At 68.5% G+C, this 16,347-nt stretch carries 15 protein-coding genes; 10 read left to right on the forward strand and 5 right to left on the reverse strand.

The features are described 5' to 3' along the window. Positions 1-61: 61 nt before the first annotated feature. The 5 genes from AC0662_RS07525 to AC0662_RS07545 all read left to right on the forward strand — a co-directional run bounded on the left by AC0662_RS07525 (position 62) and on the right by AC0662_RS07545 (position 5,258). Entirely contained in the window at positions 62-652 is a 591-nt protein-coding gene (locus tag AC0662_RS07525; RefSeq protein WP_452203962.1) for a TetR/AcrR family transcriptional regulator, read from the forward strand. Positions 653-658: 6 nt separating this feature from the next. Beyond that, the gene (locus tag AC0662_RS07530) at positions 659-1,123 is read left to right on the forward strand and encodes a hypothetical protein (protein ID WP_452203961.1); all 465 of its coding nucleotides are present in this window, start codon (positions 659-661) and stop codon (positions 1,121-1,123) included. 9 nt (positions 1,124-1,132) lie between these two features. Beyond that, on the forward strand, positions 1,133-1,936 hold the full coding sequence (gene xth, locus AC0662_RS07535; RefSeq protein WP_478299191.1) for an exodeoxyribonuclease III: 804 nt from the start codon (positions 1,133-1,135) through the stop codon (positions 1,934-1,936). A 24-nt stretch (positions 1,937-1,960) separates the two neighbouring features. Then, on the forward strand, positions 1,961-4,042 hold the full coding sequence (locus AC0662_RS07540; RefSeq protein ID WP_452203959.1) for a S9 family peptidase: 2,082 nt from the start codon (positions 1,961-1,963) through the stop codon (positions 4,040-4,042). A 256-nt stretch (positions 4,043-4,298) separates the two neighbouring features. Next, the gene (locus AC0662_RS07545; protein WP_452203958.1) at positions 4,299-5,258 is read left to right on the forward strand and encodes a sigma-70 family RNA polymerase sigma factor; all 960 of its coding nucleotides are present in this window, start codon (positions 4,299-4,301) and stop codon (positions 5,256-5,258) included. A gap of 263 nt (positions 5,259-5,521) precedes the next feature. Here the strand turns inward: AC0662_RS07545 and AC0662_RS07550 are convergent, their stop codons facing one another. From AC0662_RS07550 to AC0662_RS07560, 3 genes are all read right to left on the reverse strand, one after another. After that, entirely contained in the window at positions 5,522-6,319 is a 798-nt protein-coding gene (locus AC0662_RS07550; protein WP_478299194.1) for an endonuclease/exonuclease/phosphatase family protein, read from the reverse strand. A 111-nt stretch (positions 6,320-6,430) separates the two neighbouring features. Then, a complete protein-coding gene (locus tag AC0662_RS07555; RefSeq protein ID WP_452196470.1) occupies positions 6,431-7,156 on the reverse strand; it encodes an HAD family hydrolase in 726 nt (241 codons plus the stop codon). Between the two features lie 74 nt (positions 7,157-7,230). Then, positions 7,231-8,448, reverse strand: a complete 1,218-nt coding sequence (locus tag AC0662_RS07560) for a CPBP family intramembrane glutamic endopeptidase (RefSeq protein ID WP_452196471.1) — start codon at positions 8,446-8,448, stop codon at positions 7,231-7,233. A 46-nt stretch (positions 8,449-8,494) separates the two neighbouring features. On the opposite strand from AC0662_RS07560, the gene AC0662_RS07565 reads away from it, so the two are divergent. Further along, positions 8,495-9,463, forward strand: coding sequence for a Dyp-type peroxidase (locus AC0662_RS07565; RefSeq protein WP_452196472.1), 969 nt, complete (start codon positions 8,495-8,497; stop codon positions 9,461-9,463). A gap of 3 nt (positions 9,464-9,466) precedes the next feature. On the opposite strand, the gene AC0662_RS07570 is transcribed toward AC0662_RS07565, so the two are convergent. Then, a complete protein-coding gene (locus AC0662_RS07570) occupies positions 9,467-10,390 on the reverse strand; it encodes a hypothetical protein (protein ID WP_478299197.1) in 924 nt (307 codons plus the stop codon). A gap of 93 nt (positions 10,391-10,483) precedes the next feature. Here AC0662_RS07570 and AC0662_RS07575 point away from each other — a divergent pair, with 93 nt between their 5' ends. From AC0662_RS07575 to AC0662_RS07590, 4 genes are all read left to right on the forward strand, one after another. Continuing rightward, entirely contained in the window at positions 10,484-12,052 is a 1,569-nt protein-coding gene (locus AC0662_RS07575; protein ID WP_478299199.1) for an ATP-dependent DNA ligase, read from the forward strand. Beyond that, complete coding sequence (locus tag AC0662_RS07580; RefSeq protein ID WP_452196476.1) at positions 12,045-12,719, forward strand: class I SAM-dependent methyltransferase; 675 nt, start codon at positions 12,045-12,047, stop codon at positions 12,717-12,719. The genes AC0662_RS07575 and AC0662_RS07580 overlap by 8 nt, the downstream gene beginning before the upstream one ends. Before the next feature lie 4 nt (positions 12,720-12,723). Further along, positions 12,724-13,341 carry an O-methyltransferase gene (locus tag AC0662_RS07585; RefSeq protein WP_452196477.1) on the forward strand — a complete coding sequence of 206 codons (618 nt, stop codon included), beginning with the start codon at positions 12,724-12,726 and terminating at the stop codon, positions 13,339-13,341. A gap of 1,543 nt (positions 13,342-14,884) precedes the next feature. After that, a complete protein-coding gene (locus AC0662_RS07590; protein ID WP_452196479.1) occupies positions 14,885-15,064 on the forward strand; it encodes a hypothetical protein in 180 nt (59 codons plus the stop codon). A gap of 502 nt (positions 15,065-15,566) precedes the next feature. Here the strand turns inward: AC0662_RS07590 and AC0662_RS07595 are convergent. Continuing rightward, a complete protein-coding gene (locus AC0662_RS07595; protein WP_452196480.1) occupies positions 15,567-16,271 on the reverse strand; it encodes a hypothetical protein in 705 nt (234 codons plus the stop codon). Positions 16,272-16,347 lie beyond the last annotated feature (76 nt).

The following is a 16,347-nucleotide window of genomic DNA, read 5'->3' on the forward strand; positions in this document are numbered from 1 at the left end:
TTGTTGAGTGGGTACTCAACAGTAATGGCTTGTTGACCATTTACTCAATAGACTGTCCGCTATGACCTCGACCTCCACTTCGCGCCTGCGGCCCGACCAGCGGCGGGCGCAGATCCTCGAGGCCGCCCGCCGGGTGCTGCTCGCGGACCCGCACCGCGAGCTGACCGTCGAACTGGTGGCGACCGAGGCCGGCGTCTCCCCCGCGCTGCTGTTCCACTACTTCGGCTCCAAGAAGAAATTCCAGTACGCCGTCATCGAGGAGGCCGCCGCGGAGGTCATGCTGCGGACCGCTCCAGACCCCTCGCTGCCTCCGCACGAGCAGCTCCGAGCCGGCATCCGCGCGTTCGTCCGCGCCGTACTCGAGGCTCCGCAGCTGTACCGCGCGACGCTGCTGATGTCCGCGGCCGGTGATCCCGACATCCGCACCCTGCACTCGGACCTGCGGCGCGTCTTCAGCCAGTGGGTGATCAGCGCGGTCGCCGAGAGTGGCGTCGAGGTCACCCCCGTCGTCGAGCTCGCGTGCCACGGCTGGCAGGGTTACGTCGAGCAGACCCTCCTGCTGTGGATCGACAACCCGACCGTGTCACCGGAAGCTCTCGAGCACCTCTGCGAACGGTCGCTGGACGCGATCCTCACGACTACGTCCGAGTGAGCGTTGATGAACAAGTTCTTCCTGACGGTGCACATCCTCGCGGCCATCCTGTGCGTCGGCCCGGTGACGATCGCGGCCAGCATGTTCCCGCCGATCGCGCGCCGCGTGCTGACCGCCGAGACGCCGGACGCGGGCGGCCTGGAGGTGCTGCACCGCATCACCCGGGTGTACGCGTGGGCGAGCCTCGCCGTCCCGGTGTTCGGGTTCGCGGTCGCGGGCGGCATGCAGGTCACCGGTGAAGCGTGGGTGATCGTGTCGATCGTTCTCACGCTGGCCGCAGCGCTGGTGCTGGCGTTCCTCGTCGTACCGGCGCAGTCCAGTGTGCTCGCGGTGGCCGGTGGGGACGCCGAGGCGCGTGGTGCGGTGGTGTCGAAGGCGAAGATGCTGTCGATGACGTCCGGGATCTTCTCGCTGCTCTGGCTGGTCGTGCTGGTGCTGATGGTGGTCAAGCCGGGGCACCACAACGGGTAGGGTTCCGGCGTGCTGACGGTTGCCACGGTGAATGTGAACGGGATCAGGGCCGCCTTCCGGCGAGGGATGGTGCCGTGGCTGGAGAGCACGGACCCCGACTTGGTGCTGATGCAGGAAGTTCGCGCGTCGGACGACGTACTGCGGGAACTGCTCGGCGGCGACTGGAACATCGCGCATGCCGAGCCGACGATCGACGGCCACAAGGGTCGCGCCGGCGTGGCCGTGGCGAGCCGACGGCCGATCAAGGACGAGCGCGCGGCGATCGGACCGGCGCGCTTCGACGGCTCCGGGCGCTGGGTCGAGGCAGATGTCGTCCTCGACGACGGTACGACGTTGACCGCAGTGAGCACGTATGTGTTCACGGGCGAGTTCGAGACGCCGCCGCGCCAGGAGGAGAAGTACGCGTTCCTCGACGCGATCACCGCGCGGCTGGCCGAACTACGCGCGGACGGGCGGCACGTGCTGATGTGCGGCGACCTCAACATCGCGCACCGCGAAGAGGACCTGAAGGCGTGGAAGGCGAACCGCAAGAAGAGCGGATTCCTCCCCGAGGAACGCGCCTGGATGGACCGGCTCTTCGAGTCCGGCTGGGTCGACCTCGGCCGCCGTTTCGGTGGCGACGGTCCCGGTCCGTACTCGTGGTGGTCCTGGCGAGGCAAGGCCTTCGACAACGACGCCGGCTGGCGCATCGACTACCAGATCGCCTCCCCCGACCTGGCGACCGCCGCGACCGGTTGCGTCGTCCACCGAGCCCCGACGTACGCCGAGCGTTGGAGCGACCACGCACCGGTCGTCGCGACGTACGGGATCTGAGGCTCGCCGGGTAGTCTCGCGGGCATGTCTGAGTCTTCATCTCTTACGCCCCCGATCGCCGCGCGGAAGCCGGTTGAGCGGACCCATCACGGTCACACCTTCGTCGACGACTACGAGTGGTTGCGGGACAAGACCGACGACGAGGTGCTGGGGTACCTGCGGGCCGAGAACAGTTACACCGAGGCGCGTACCGCGCACCTGGAATCGTTGCGTGAGGCACTCTTCAAGGAGATCTCCGACCGGACGCTGCAGACCGACCTGAGCGTCCCGGCCCGGCGCGGCGGGTACTGGTACTACTCGCGCACGATCGAGGGCCGGCAGTACGCGCTGCACTGCCGGGTGAAGGTGGACGGCGACCAGCCGCCGGCCACCGACGGCGAGATCGCGGGCGAGGAGGTGATGCTCGACGGCAACGAGGTCGCCGGCGACTCCGAGTTCTTCTCGCTCGGCACCGTCGACGTCTCCCCGGACGGCCGCCTGCTCGCTTACTCCGTCGACCTCAAGGGCGACGAGCGGTTCACCCTGCGGATCAAGGACCTCGGCACCGGTGAGCTGTTGCCGGACGAGCTGCCCGAGGTGCACTACGGCTCGGCCTGGTCCGCCGACGGCTCGACGATCTTCTACACCAAGGTCGACGACGCCTGGCGCCCGTACCAGGTCTGGCGGCACACGCTCGGTACGCCGGACGACGTGCTCGTGATGGAAGAGACCGACGAGCGGTTCTGGGTCGGCGTCGACCTGACCCGCAACGAGAAGGCGATCATGATCGCGCTCGGCAGCAAGCTCACCAGCGAGGTCTGGCTGCTCGACGCCCAGGACCCGGCCGGCGAGCTAGTCGTGGTCGCGCCGCGGCGTGAAGGGGTCGAGTACGACGTCGAGCACGCCGGCGACCAGCTGCTGATCACGCACAACGCCGACGCCCCGAACTTTTCGCTCGCCACCGCGCCGCTGAACTCCCCCGGCGAGTGGACGACGCTGCTCGAGGGCGACAAGAGCAGCCGGCTGCTCGGCGCGGACGCGTTCGCCGACCACGTGATCCTGTACCGGCGCCGCAACGCGCTCACCGAGCTGGCGATCATGCGCCGTACGGAGGATGGCTTCGGCGCGCCCGAGGGGCTGGAGTTCGACGAGCCGATCCACACGGTCTCCCCCGGGCGCAACGACGAGTGGCACGAGACGCGGTACCGCTTCGGCTACACGTCTCTGGTCACGCCGGGCTCGACGTACGACGTGGATGTCGCGACCGGTGAGCGGCGACTGCTCAAGCAGCAGCCGGTGCTCGGCGGCGTCGACCTGACCGCGTACACCCAGTACCGCGAATGGGCGACCGCTCCGGACGGGACCAAGGTTCCGATCTCGCTGGTCGCGCGCAAGGACGTCGCGAAGGACGGGAACGCGCCGGTCGTGCTGTACGGGTACGGCTCGTACGAGAGCTCGATGGACCCGTGGTTCTCGATTCCGCGGCTGTCGCTGCTCGACCGTGGCGTGGTGTTCGCGATCGCGCACATCCGCGGCGGCGGCGAGCTCGGCCGGCACTGGTACGACGAAGGCAAGATGCTCACCAAGCGGAACACCTTCACCGACTTCGTCGCGGCCGCCGAGCACCTGGTCGAGGCCGGCTGGACACGGCCGGAACGGATCGTCGCGCAGGGCGGCAGCGCCGGTGGCCTGCTGATGGGCGCGGTCGCGAACCTCGCGCCGCAGGCGTTCGGCGGAATCGTCGCGGAGGTCCCGTTCGTGGACGCGCTGACCACGATTCTCGACCCGTCGTTGCCGCTCACCGTGATCGAGTGGGAGGAATGGGGCAATCCGCTCGAGGACGCCGGAGTCTACGAGTACATGAAGTCCTACTCGCCGTACGAGAACATCAGCGCGCAGAACTATCCGCGCGTCCTGGCGATCACCAGCCTGAACGACACCCGGGTGTTCTTCGTCGAACCGGCGAAATGGGTGGCGAAACTCCGCGCGACCGCGACCGGTGATCCCGACGTCCTGCTGAAGACCGAGATGGAGGCCGGCCACGGCGGCCGCAGCGGGCGGTACGACGCCTGGCGCGAGGTCGCGTTCACGCTCGCCTGGGAGCTCGACACCCTCGGCCTGAGCTAGAAAGGCGGAATTTCTGGCCCGGATGTGTGTTGTGCAGCACATCCGGGGACACCGGAGCGTTTGATTTCTGGACGGATTCTCAGGAAGTCGCCGGGGTGTTGCGCCGCATTTGGCAGCAAGGCCGTGGGACATCGGTTTCCACGGCGGAAACCCTGCCGGGAACTCTCAGGGAACCTTCAGGGTGTTTACACACTCGTCCTGGAATCTTGAACCCTACTCGAGCGTTGCTCTCCATGTAACGACGAAGGGAGTTTCGGTGGCTCGCACGGCTCGTGTCCGCAGCACGGACGACGGTATCGACGGCAAGGACAGTGTTGGTCTCTACCTCGAAGAGATCGCACGCACGCCTTTGCTGACCGCAGAGGAAGAGGTCGAGCTCGCTGAGACGGTCGAGGCAGGACTCCTGGCGGAGCAACTGCTGGCCGAGGGGCGGGTTGGACGGAAGAAGGGCGGAGCGCCCAAATATGCCACGGAGGAGGAGCTGGAGTGGCTGGCCGAAGAGGGCCGGCGCGCGCAGCAGCGGTTCGTGACCGCCAACCTCCGGCTCGTGGTGTCGATCGCTCGCCGGTACGGGCGGTCCCAGATGCCGCTGCTGGACCTGGTCCAGGAGGGCAACACGGGACTGATCCGGGCGGTGGAGAAATTCGACTACCGGAAGGGTTTCAAGTTCTCGACGTACGCGACCTGGTGGGTGCGGCAGGCCATCACCCGCGGTATCGCGCAGCAGGCCCGTGTGGTCCGGCTGCCGGTGCACGTGGTGGAGCAGCTGAACCAGATCGGGTCCGCGCGGCGCACGCTGGAGCGCAAGCTCGGGCGGGAGCCGGAGATCGACGAGATCGCAGCCGAGCTGAACCTGGACGCGGAGCGGGTCACCGAACTGATCCGCATCGGCCGGGACCACATCAGCCTGAACAGTCCGGTCGACGACGAGGGCGAGACCTCGCTGGGTGACCTGATCGCGGCCGAGACCGCGCCGGGTCCGGACCAGCTGGTCGCGGACGCGTCGGACCGCTCGGGCCTGTTCAGCCTGGTCGACCAGCTCGACCCGCGGTCCGCGGACGTGATCCGGCGGCGCTACGGCCTGCACGACGGCCGCCAGGCCAAGTTGGCCGACATCGGCGCCGTGCACGGCATCTCGGCGGAGCGGGTCCGCCAGATCGAGCGCGAGGCGCTGGGCCGCCTCCGCCTGCTGGCCGACCCGACACTCGCCGCGTAACACCCCGACCGAAACCCCTCGAGGGACCCCCGAAGCCACGACCTGGCCCCGGGGGTCCTCCCGTTTCCTCCCCCCGACCGTTTGAGAGGCCGGCCCGTCACCTGACGGGATGCGCACCGTTTGAGGGGCCGGGGGGTCAGCCGAGGTTGATCCAGGATTCGACCGGGAGGTGGTCGCTCGGGAACTGGCCGTCCTTGCTGAAGGTGTTGATGTTCGCCTTCGGCACCCGGAGGCCAGGCGTGGTGAGGATCCAGTCGATCCGGTCACCCGTTCGGCGTCAGTGGCTTGTACCCGTGGAACGTCGCGAACAGCGGGCTACGCTGCTCGGCGGTCACCCAGCTGTCCGCGAACTTCCCGCTCGTGACGAGCTTGTCGTACACGGTCAGCCCGGGCTTCGCAGCCTCGTTGTAGTCGGCCGTCAGGACGACCGGGAGCGCCGGGTCGAAGCCGGCGATCCGCTGCAGGATCAGATCCGCGGACTTCGACCGCGCGGTCGCGTCGTACGCCTCCAGGTGCGTGTTTACGGCGTAGAACTCCTTCGCCGTCGCCCGGTCCTTGAACCGGACCCAGGTGACCATCCGCGGGCAGCAGCCGCCCCACGTCTGGGAACCGATCACGTTCGGGGTGTCCGACAGCCAGAAGTGGTCGTATTCGAGCGGCTGCAGCCGGCGCTGGTCGAAGAAGATCATCATGAACTCCCCCTTGCTGCCGCCCTCCCGCCCGACACCGATCGAGTCGTACGACGGCCCGAGGTCGGACCGGATGTCCTGGAGCTGCGAGTACAGACCCTCCTGGGTGCCGAGCAGTTGCGGACGAGCCTTCCGCAGTTGCTCACGCATCACCGGTCGCCGCTCGGCCCACGAGTTCGGCGGGGTGGCGCTGGCGTAGCGCAGGTTGTACGACATCACGTGCAGCGGTCCCCCGGCGGTCGTCGTACTGGCCGCTGTGCTGGCTGTCGTACTGGCTGAGGGCGGTGCGGCCTGGGAGATGCCGCTGGTGAGCGTCAGACCGGCTGCGGCCGCCGCGACGAGCGCGGCGAACCGACGGCGCGTGGTGAGCATGTGAAGAACCTCCAAGGGCGGTTTGGCAGGAGGTTGGACGTTAACCAGACTCGGTGACGCGTCGCTAGCCGTAGCGCGTCGGGCGCATGACGTAACGGTGCTAGACAGCTCTCAGGCTGCGGCCTCGTTCCAGCTGTCGACCAGGGCGATCAGTTCGGTCAGGCGTTGGACGGTCGCGTCCGGCGTACCTTCCGTGTGGCCGATCTGCTCGGTCGGGATCGCGCTGTGCGGCAGGTGCGCCGCGCGCATCCCGGCGTTCTGCGCTCCCCAGACGTCGTCGAACAGCCGGTCGCCGACGAAAAGGCACCGGGACGGCTCCGCCACTCCGACCGCCTGCATCGCGGCCAGGAACGCCTCCGGGTGCGGCTTGGTGTGCGCGATCTCGCTGGTGTACACCGCCCCGTCGAGCAGATCGAGTACGCCGTCCCGCGCGAAGACCTCCTCGTGGCGCCGACGCGGCCAGATCGTGTTCGACAGGACACCGATCTTCAGCCCGCGGGACTTCAGCGCGGCCAGGGTCTCCATCGCGTCCGGCTCCAGCACGGTGTGCGGATCCCACTGCCGCTCGTACTCCGCACGAGCCGCCGACGTCAGCTCGACTCCTGCCAACGCGCACACCTCCTCGAGCGTGCTGCTCCGGTGCTCGTCGCGTGACCGCCGCCAGACCGATCCCTCGGCCGCAACCAGCCGGGTCGCCAACTCGTCGGCCTCCGCGGAGTCCGACGCGTCGAGGTGGCCGGTCACCGCCCGCCAGGTGTCGTACAGGGAGATGTCGTGCCAGGTTGCCAGGGTGCCGCCCCAGTCGAACAGGACGGCCTCGATCTTCGCGTTCGTCACGCCGCACAGCCTGCCAGAGCGGACCGACAGTTCTCGCCTGCTTTTAGCCGAGCCTGCTTTTAGCTGAGCCTGCTTCAGCTGACCCGGGCGATCTCTCGCCGGCGCGCCAGCCAGGTGATCGCGAACGCGTAGAACGCCAGGCACGGGATGTCCGAGATCAGCAGCGTCCACGGCGCGCCACCCTGCTGGTCCCAACCGGACAGCTGACCAGTTGCCGCAGGCAACATGAAGGCCAGCAGGTTGTTCAGCGCGTGCAGCGCGATACCGGCCTCCAGTCCCCCGGTCCGTACCGTCAGCCAGCCGACCGTCACCGCAAACAGGAAGATGTCGGCCATCGCCCAGCCGGTGTACCCGTGCGCCGATACGAACGCCGCACCGCCGACCACGATCCCCGGCCAGGGCGACCGGAACAGGACCCGCAGCCAGCGCGCCCGCCCGTTCGGGTTGTCCGGGCCGTACGCTCCGACCGCCTGGATCAGCCACCCGCGGAACATGAACTCCTCCGCCGCCGACTGGAACGGCACGAGCAACAGGATCACCAGCGCCGGTACGACGAACGCGCTGAAGCCGACCCACGAACCACCAGAGGATCCGGTCGCATCGCCGGCCGGGAACAGCGCGTCGACCAGCACACTCATCCCGTACGACAGCGCGAGGTACCCCAGCGCCGGCACGCAGCACAGCAACAGCCAGCGCCAACGGATGCGGTTGAGCACCGACGCGACGCTCCAGAACGGCCGGCGCTGGACCAGCCACGCGGCCAGACCGACGCACGGCGTGAGGACGCCGAGCATCACCAGGGTGAGCGCGAGGTTCTCGGTGTCGCTCGGGAAGATGTTCGTTCCCCTGGGCGACGGGAACGGGCCGGCGAGGACCCGGTGCGCGATCGCCCAGGCGACCACGACGGCCGACGTCAGGAAGAAGACGCAGGCGCCGAGCAGCAGTGTCCCGAGCAGGGGGCGCCACCAGGTGTTCTTCGGCGTACGGGCCAGGCGATGGAACGGCGTACCTGGTGGGGCCGGGACGATGCGGGGCTCGCGGTAGGCATACGGAGCCGGGTACGGCGCCGGCGCGCCCCAAGGCTGCGGATACGGCCACGGCTGCTGCGGATGCGGGCCCTGCTGGGGATGCGGGCCCTGCTGCGGATGCGGGGCCTGCTGTGGGTAGGGGCCTTGTTGGGGGTATGGACCCGGTGGTGGGTAGGGGCCAGGGCGGGGCGGCGGCGGTGGCTGCTGTCCCGGCTGGGAGTATGGGCCCGGTCGCGGAGACGGCCCGGGCTGTTGCGGGTCCATGACTGGACTCTAGAAGATCGGGCCAACTGGACGGAGGGAGAACACGGTGGTGACTGAACCGGTGCCGGCGGCGGACAGGTCGACGGACGCGCTGCCGCAGTCTGTACTGATGCCGTTGAGCGGTTCGGCGATCTTCTTGATCGTGCGGATCGAGGAGGGCGGCGAGGCCCAGGCCCGCGACCTGCTGGAGCGCCTGAGCGGTCTCGTCCGCTCGGTCGGGTTCCGCGTCCCGGCCGGCAATCTGTCCTGCGTCACCAGCATCGGCTCGGACGTCTGGGACCGCCTGTTCAGCGGCCCCCGCCCCGCCGAGCTGCACCCGTTCGTCGAGTTGCAGGGCGCCACTCACCACGCGCCGTCGACACCCGGCGACCTGCTGTTCCACATCCGCGCCGCGCACCAGGACCAGTGCTTCGAGCTGGCCGCCCAGATCATGAATGTCCTCGACGGCGCCGCCACGGTCGTCGACGAGGTGCATGGCTTCAAGTACTTCGAGATGCGCGACCTGCTCGGCTTCGTCGACGGCACCGAGAACCCGACTGGTTCCGAGGCCCAGGCCGCCGTACTGATCGGTGACGAGGACCCCGACTTCCAGGGTGGCAGCTACGTGATCGTGCAGAAGTACCTGCACAACCTGAAGGCGTGGAACGCGCTCAGCGTCGAGCAGCAGGAGCTCGCCGTCGGCCGGACGAAGCTCGACGACATCGAGCTCGACGACGCGAAGAAGCCGGGCAACGCGCACATCGTGCTCAACGTCGTCGAGGACGAGGACGGCAACGAGCTGCAGATCCTGCGCGACAACATGCCGTTCGGGACGATCGGCGAGCAGGAGTTCGGCACGTACTTCATCGGGTACGCCAAGACACCGTCGGTCACCGAGCTGATGCTCCGGCGGATGTTCATCGGCGTACCCGAAGGCAACCACGACCGGCTGCTCGACTTCTCGACCGCGGTCACCGGTTGCCTGTTCTTCACGCCGACCGCGGACTTCCTCGACGACCTGCCACCGGCGCCCTGAGACCTATTCGCCGAACAGCGGGGCGTCCACGACGCTCGCCCAGCTGAAGTTCACCGGGTCGCTGAAGGTCGCGGGGACCTTGCCGAGGCTGTTGATGACCGTCGCAGTCCCGTTGGCGTGCCCAACGGCGTACAGGTATCCGGAGCCGGTGTCCTTGTCGATGCCGAGCAGGAGTGTGCCGTACTGACCACAGCGGCTGGTCAGCAGCGTCTCGAAACCTTGCCAGGTGCTGCTGCGCACCGTCTTCACGATCGGCTTCATCGGCGAGGTCAGCGGGATCCGGATGGTGTACAGCGCACCGCCCTGGGTCGTCGCGAGCAGCGTGTCGTACGACGACGTACGGCTGAGCAACGCGACGGTCTTGACCGCTGAGAAGCCCGCATACGACCCGGCCGCGCGCCAGACCTCCTTGCCGGTCTTGTCCAGGCTGACGAACCAGCGCAGCAGTACGCCGTCGTTGCGCAGCGCGTACGTCCGCCAGGTCGGCTGGTCGAGTGACCAGGACCTGGTCAGCGTACGGAAGCTGCCCCAGCCGCCACCGATGCGGTTGAGCGTGCTGCTGACGACCTTGCCTCCGGTGCCCTTCTGGACCAGCTGGCCGGCTTGGTACAGCGCGCCGCCGGTGACGATGTTGCCGCTCAGGGACATGTCGTCGCCGAAGTCGTCGTCCCAGGTCCACTCGCTGCTGAGCGAGACCGCGCGGTCGCCGTACGGCGCCTTGGCCATCGTGGAGACCGGCTTGACCGAGGTCGGCGCGGTGGCGTTCACGTACCGGTCAACCGAATCCTTGCCGGTCGTCAGCGCCCCGGCCTGTACGTAGCAGGCGTTGGCGGTCTGTGTCGTTGGTGTAGCTGAGGCTGGGCTGATCGTTGTCAGGACAGGCAGCGCCAGCAGGACGCCGGCGGCGGCCGCGAGCGTACGTCGCATGTTCTCCCCCAGGGTGGATCGACGGGCTAAAGCTCTCGTACAGCTCGATGCCTCTGCGAGGGCGAAAGTTCTGTCCGTAGTTCTGTCCGTGGGATGAGCAAGACTGGGTGCATGTTGCTCACCGAGGTGGTCGAGACGTCGGCCGCGCTGGCCGGGACCCGGTCGCGGCTGAAGAAGGCCGAGTTCATCGCGGGTTTGTTGTCGAAGGCCACCGAGCCCGCCGAGATCGAGATCGTCGTGACCTACCTGTCCGGCGAGCTGCTGCAGCGGCGGACCGGGGTGGGCTGGCGGACGCTGATGGAGGCCCCGGAGCCGGCCGCCGAGCCGTCGTTGACGGTGTCGGAGGTGAACCAGGCGTTCGCGGAGCTGGCCGAGATGTCGGGCGCCGGTGTGCAGGCCCGACGGCGCGCCGCGGTGGATGCGTTGTTCGGTCGCGCGACCGCGGACGAGCAGCGGTTCCTGCGTCAGTTGGTCGGCGGTGAGCTGCGGCAGGGTGCGCTCGACGGTGTGATGGCGGACGCGGTCGCGCGGGCGACCGGCATTCCGCTCGCGAAGATCCGGGCCGCGGCGATGTTGCGCGGGGCGACGGCGCCGGTCGCGGTCGCCCTACTGACCGAAGGTGAGGCGGGGCTGGCACAGTTCGGGCTCGAGGTCGGGCGCGGGGTGCAACCGATGTTGGCGCAGTCGGCGACGACGGTGGCGGAGGCGCTGGAGAAGACGGGTACGCCGGCCGCGCTCGAGTGGAAGCTCGACGGGATCCGGATCCAGGTGCACCGGGATGGCGAGACGGTGGTCGTCTACACGCGGACGCTCGACGACATCACTGCGCGAGTGCCCGAGGTCGTGAGCGCCGTGCTCGCGCTGGATGCGCAGCAGGTGGTGCTCGACGGTGAGCTGATCGCGCTGCGGCCGGATGGGCGTCCCGAGCCGTTCCAGGTGACCGGGTCCAGGACTGCCACGCGGGCCGCGACCGGGCCGGAGTCGGTACCGCTGACGCCGTACTTCTTCGACATCCTTCACCAGGACGGCGAGGACCTGCTGGGGCTCGACGGTGCGACGCGGCACGATCGGCTCGCGAAGCTCGTGCCTGAGGAGCGGCGGGTGCCGCGACTGGTGACCGATGCCGCCGAGGCCGGGCAGGAGTTCTTCGCGGACGCGGTGCGCCGAGGGCACGAGGGCGTGGTGGTGAAGGCGTTGACCGTGCCGTACGAGGCCGGCCGGCGCGGGTCCGGATGGGTCAAGGTCAAGCAGACCCACACGCTCGACCTGCTCGTGCTCGCGGCCGAGTGGGGCCACGGGCGTCGTACGGGCTGGCTGTCGAACCTGCATCTGGGCGCGCGGGACGAGGACACCGGCGAGTTCGTGATGCTCGGGAAGACGTTCAAGGGGCTGACGGACGAGCTGCTCCGCTGGCAGACCGAGCGCTTCCAGGAGCTCGCCGTCGAGCGGGACGACTGGGTCGTGCACATCCGTCCCGAGGTGGTCGTCGAGATCGCGTTCGACGGTGTGCAAACCTCGCCGCGGTACCCGGCCGGTATGGCGCTGCGGTTCGCGCGGGTGATCCGGTATCGCGAGGACAAGGCGCCCGCGGACGTCGACACCGTGCAGGCGGTGCGCGCGATTCATGCCGGTCCCGAGGAGATAGGTTTGGCCGATGACTGAGGACCCGGACGTCGTGTCCCGGCGGATCGCGCGCGAGTCCCTCGACCGCGACGACCCGACCGGCTGGTTCGAGAATCTGTACGCCGCGGCCGCCGACGGCGACGCGGTGGTCCCCTGGGATCGGGGTACGGCGCATCAACTGCTGACCGACTGGATCAACGAAGCGGAGCCCGACGGCACCGGGAAGACCGCGCTCGTCGTCGGCGCCGGCACCGGGTGGGACGCCGAGCTGATCGTCGACCGCGGGTACGACACGACCGGGTTCGACATCTCGCCGAGCGCGATCGAGACCGCGCATCGCAATCACCCGGACTCGAAGGCGCACTACCTGGTCGCCGACCTCTTCGCGCCGCCCGCCGACTGGCACCGGGCGTTCGACCTGGTCGTCGAGATCTACACCGTGCAGGCCCTGCCGATCGCGCTCCAACCACAAGCCATCAAGCAGGTCACCGAGCTGGTCGCGCCCGGCGGAACGCTCCTGGTCATCGCCGCCGCCCGAGCTGACGACGTACCCGACGACCAGGTCCAGGGCCCACCCTGGCCCCTGACCCGCGCCGCCATCCAATCCTTCACCGCCCCAGACCTACACCTCATCCAACTCGACCAGTCCCCCAGCCCCGCAGCCCCCACCCTCCTCCGCTGGCGCGCCGAATACCTCCGCGACTAGCCGCATGGCCGCAGGAGGCACCGCCGATCTGCCACCGCTGGTCAGGCGTGCGCGGGAAGCAGCCATCGAGATCGGGATGCCACTGGCCCGCGCGGGCACCGGCCCGTCGTGCTGCTCGCCGGAGGCGGGGCGGTTCCTCGCCGTGATGGCGGCGGCCTGCGTCGGCGGCCGCATCGGCGAGATGGGCACCGGTGTCGGCTTCGGCACGGCGTGGATGGCGTCCGCCATGCCTGCCGACTGCCACCTGGTGACGGTCGAGCTGGACGAGGCGCGTGTCGCGGCAGCTCGCCGAGTGCTCGCCGACCAGCCCCGCGTCGAAGTGGTGCATGGCGATGCGTACGACGAGTTGTCCCGCCGAGCGCCGTTCGACCTGGTCTTCGCCGACGGCGGTGGGCACTCGCGCGAACTGGTGGAGCTGCTCCGGATCGGCGGGCGGTTGGTGGTCGATGACGTGACGCCGATCGCGGCGTTGCCGGTGGATTCGCCGTACCGGACGCATGATCCGAAGCGGGAGGTCTTCTTCGGGGACCGGCGGCTGGTGGCGACCGAGGTGGTACTGCCGGACCTGCAGAACTCGCTGCTGGTGGCGACCAGGATGCGTCATGTCTCAGGACAGCGGTGACGAATCTGTACCAGGACATCGGTGAAGCTTCCGGGGCGCTTGGTGTGACACTTCTGCGGCCCGACGTGCAAGGCATATCCTTCCGGATCTGCCGATGTCAGTGACACTCCCGCCGTGCGGGTCACTGGTATCTAGAGCGTGATGGCCTCGGCAGCGCCCTCGAAACGCATGCTTGCTCCGACAACTGTCAGGGCACCAAGCGTGGCCCTAACTTCGCAGACCAGTGCGGCTCGGTCCGGCGAGCCATCGAACTCGAGGTCTAGGTTGGAGCCACCAAGTCCGGTGCCGGCCACCCGGCATCGCGTCAGCGGATCCCATCCCGCACGCTCGGCGTAGCTCAGCTGACTTTGCTGGATTGACCATCAGCAGCGTCGGCGGGGAACGATGGGCGCGCTTTTACAGAAAAATGGTGGTCCACGGGTGCCGGCGTTGGCAGACTCCGTCGGGTGACGTCGGCGGAGGTGCTCGGGATTGGTGTCGATGAGGCCCTGATCGACCGGTGGCGCGACTGGTTCGCTCCGTCGGTACAGCCCTTCCGGACCGACGTGCTTCCGCCTCAAGTCGCTGCCGCTGTCCCCTTCAGGCAGGTCGAGCCGACACCGGAGTGGACCGACACGTTCTTCATGTACAGCGGAACCTGGACGTGGCTCTGCGAGGAAGAGTTCGATTCGCTGCGCCCGAGCCTTCGACGCAGCCTGCTCGCCGCTCGGCGGCGAACGGTGCACCCCAAGTTGATGCCCGTATGGCCGTCGGAGTTGGCCCGATCCGGCGACGATCTGATGTTCCGATGGGTTGCGTCGGGGGCGGTCCGACCGAGTCGGCACCGAGATGTGCCCGGCGGAGTGTGGGGTCGCGCTCAGGCGGTACTGCCACAGGCCGAGCGACTGGCCGGTACCTTCCCGACCAGCGGTTCAGGACCCAACTGCTTCGGCACCGTGCTGGCCGCCGCCGGCCTCGATGTCACCGACGGCCTGATTGCCCCAGATAGGTTTCGGGTCTGGCTGGACGAGCACACCGAACCCATCAACAGCACCGAGTGCGATGACGACCCGGGCGTCGTGTTCGTCTGGACAGAGCACGGAGACCTCGCCCACGCGACCGTGACCATCGGTGGCGGTTGGATGCTCACCAAGCCGTCACAGTCCTGGTCGAGTCCCCGATTGATCTACACCGTGCGAGAAGCCGTCAACTCATGGCGGTTCCCTGACACCAGACTGTCTCGCTACCGACTACTTCGGTGACAGGCAGGTCGGGGCCGAACGAGAGAGCCGACAGCTCGCCTGTCCGTCGAAGGATCCCAACCGGCCGCGAGCGCGGTGCCGTCGGCCACAAAATGCTCTCTTGATCACGACCAAGAATCAGCCAGGGACTGATTGAACTGCTCGACGATGTATGAGAGGTGGCACGAATTGGCAGCCCTTCGCTGAACCTCGGCAGGAACGCCAATGCGGGCCATCAGCACAAGGCTGACGAACATGATGTTGATCTCGAGGACGTAGTAGGACTTGCCAGCGTCCTGGGGCAATAGGGGGTCCCGGATTGCGTGCGCAACGCCGTCGCGGGCGTCGCGTACGAGCTTCGTGACGTGGACCGCATCTATGTCTTCGACCAGGGCCACATCGTGCAGCAAGGCGACTACCACCAGCTGCTGCAGCGGTCCGGCCGCTTCGCCGAGCTGCTCTCCGAGCAACTAGCCGGCACCCAGTCGCTGCCATCGGGGTGACTGATCCGAGTCCGGACACCCAGTGCGCAGGCCGGTCGCCGGCCCGCCCGGTCGGGGCCGCCCGCGAGCCGCCCGGTCAAGGAGCCCTGCTGCGTGATCACCGGGCGCCCGTCCATCCATTTTGCCGAGCCCGGATCCGGATCCCCTTTCGGCACACCCCGGCCGAAGGCAGAGACGGGTGCTCTGTCGGTCGGTCGAGGACGTGACTGCGACGGCCCTGCGCACGTTCGTCTTGCATAGCTATGCAGAGCCGCCGCAGCTCTCGAACATCCGCATCTGCCGCGATCCGCGGGACTGCCCCGACGCGTGGCCGCCAACCATTTACTCACCGGAGAGCACCTGAGCCGAGTCCTCGGCCGACCACCGCGGATGCCGCGATCCGCACGTCCGGATTTGGCGCGGACAGTAAGGCGCTGTCATGCCGATGAGCGGTCGTGTCACTTCGGCTCGCCCAGATGGACGCAATCTTTGTATCGGGGCTGCCGCGTGGCGGGAACGGTTCCTAGGCAGCGCCGACCTTCCTTGGCGTCAGAACCAGCCGTACCCCGGTCACCAGCAGCCACACGAGCCAGGCGGCGTAGCCGAGCAGCCCCACGAACAGGATCGGCGAGCCGTCAGCGATCGCGAGGTTGGCCACCCCGGCGGCGATCGCCAGGCTTCCCCCGGCCACGCCGAGCACACGCTGCCACGGCGCCGCCAGCCGACTCGCATGCGCCGCCAGCGCCGCGCCGATGAAGGTGGTGCCGAGCGCCGACAGCGCCAGAGCGAATGCTCCTGCATGCAGCTGCCAGACGAGCTTGAACAGCGGGCTCGGCTCGGCGAGCTCGCCGGCGGACAATACGACTCCGTTCCACAGAACGGCGTAGAGCGCGAGGACCGCCGCGAGAGTCGCGCCCGCGGCCACCGCGAGGCGCGACCAGTCGGCGCCCGCACCCCCGCGACGCCCGACCAGCCCGTGGAGACCGGTCACGAACACGAGCAGTAGCGGCAGGTTCAGCGCCTCTGAGCCGACCGCGATCGCGACCGCGCCCCGGTGAACCGCGTGCCAGGCGAGCACCTTCTCGATCGGGTCGCCGTAGCCGGGCGCTCGGGCCCAGACGAGCACAGCATTCTGAATGACCAACGACGCTACCAATGCGATCGCCGCCGCGCCCACGACCCGCTCCCCGAGCGCCGGGGTCGGCGCCGTCAGCGAAACCTTGTTCACGGCCACAGCATGCGCCTGTGTAGCCGCAATCATCAACGGGGATCACCCCGATCTACGCCCTGGCCCACCCTGGCGC

The organism is Kribbella sp. NPDC043289 (assembly GCF_056436705.1).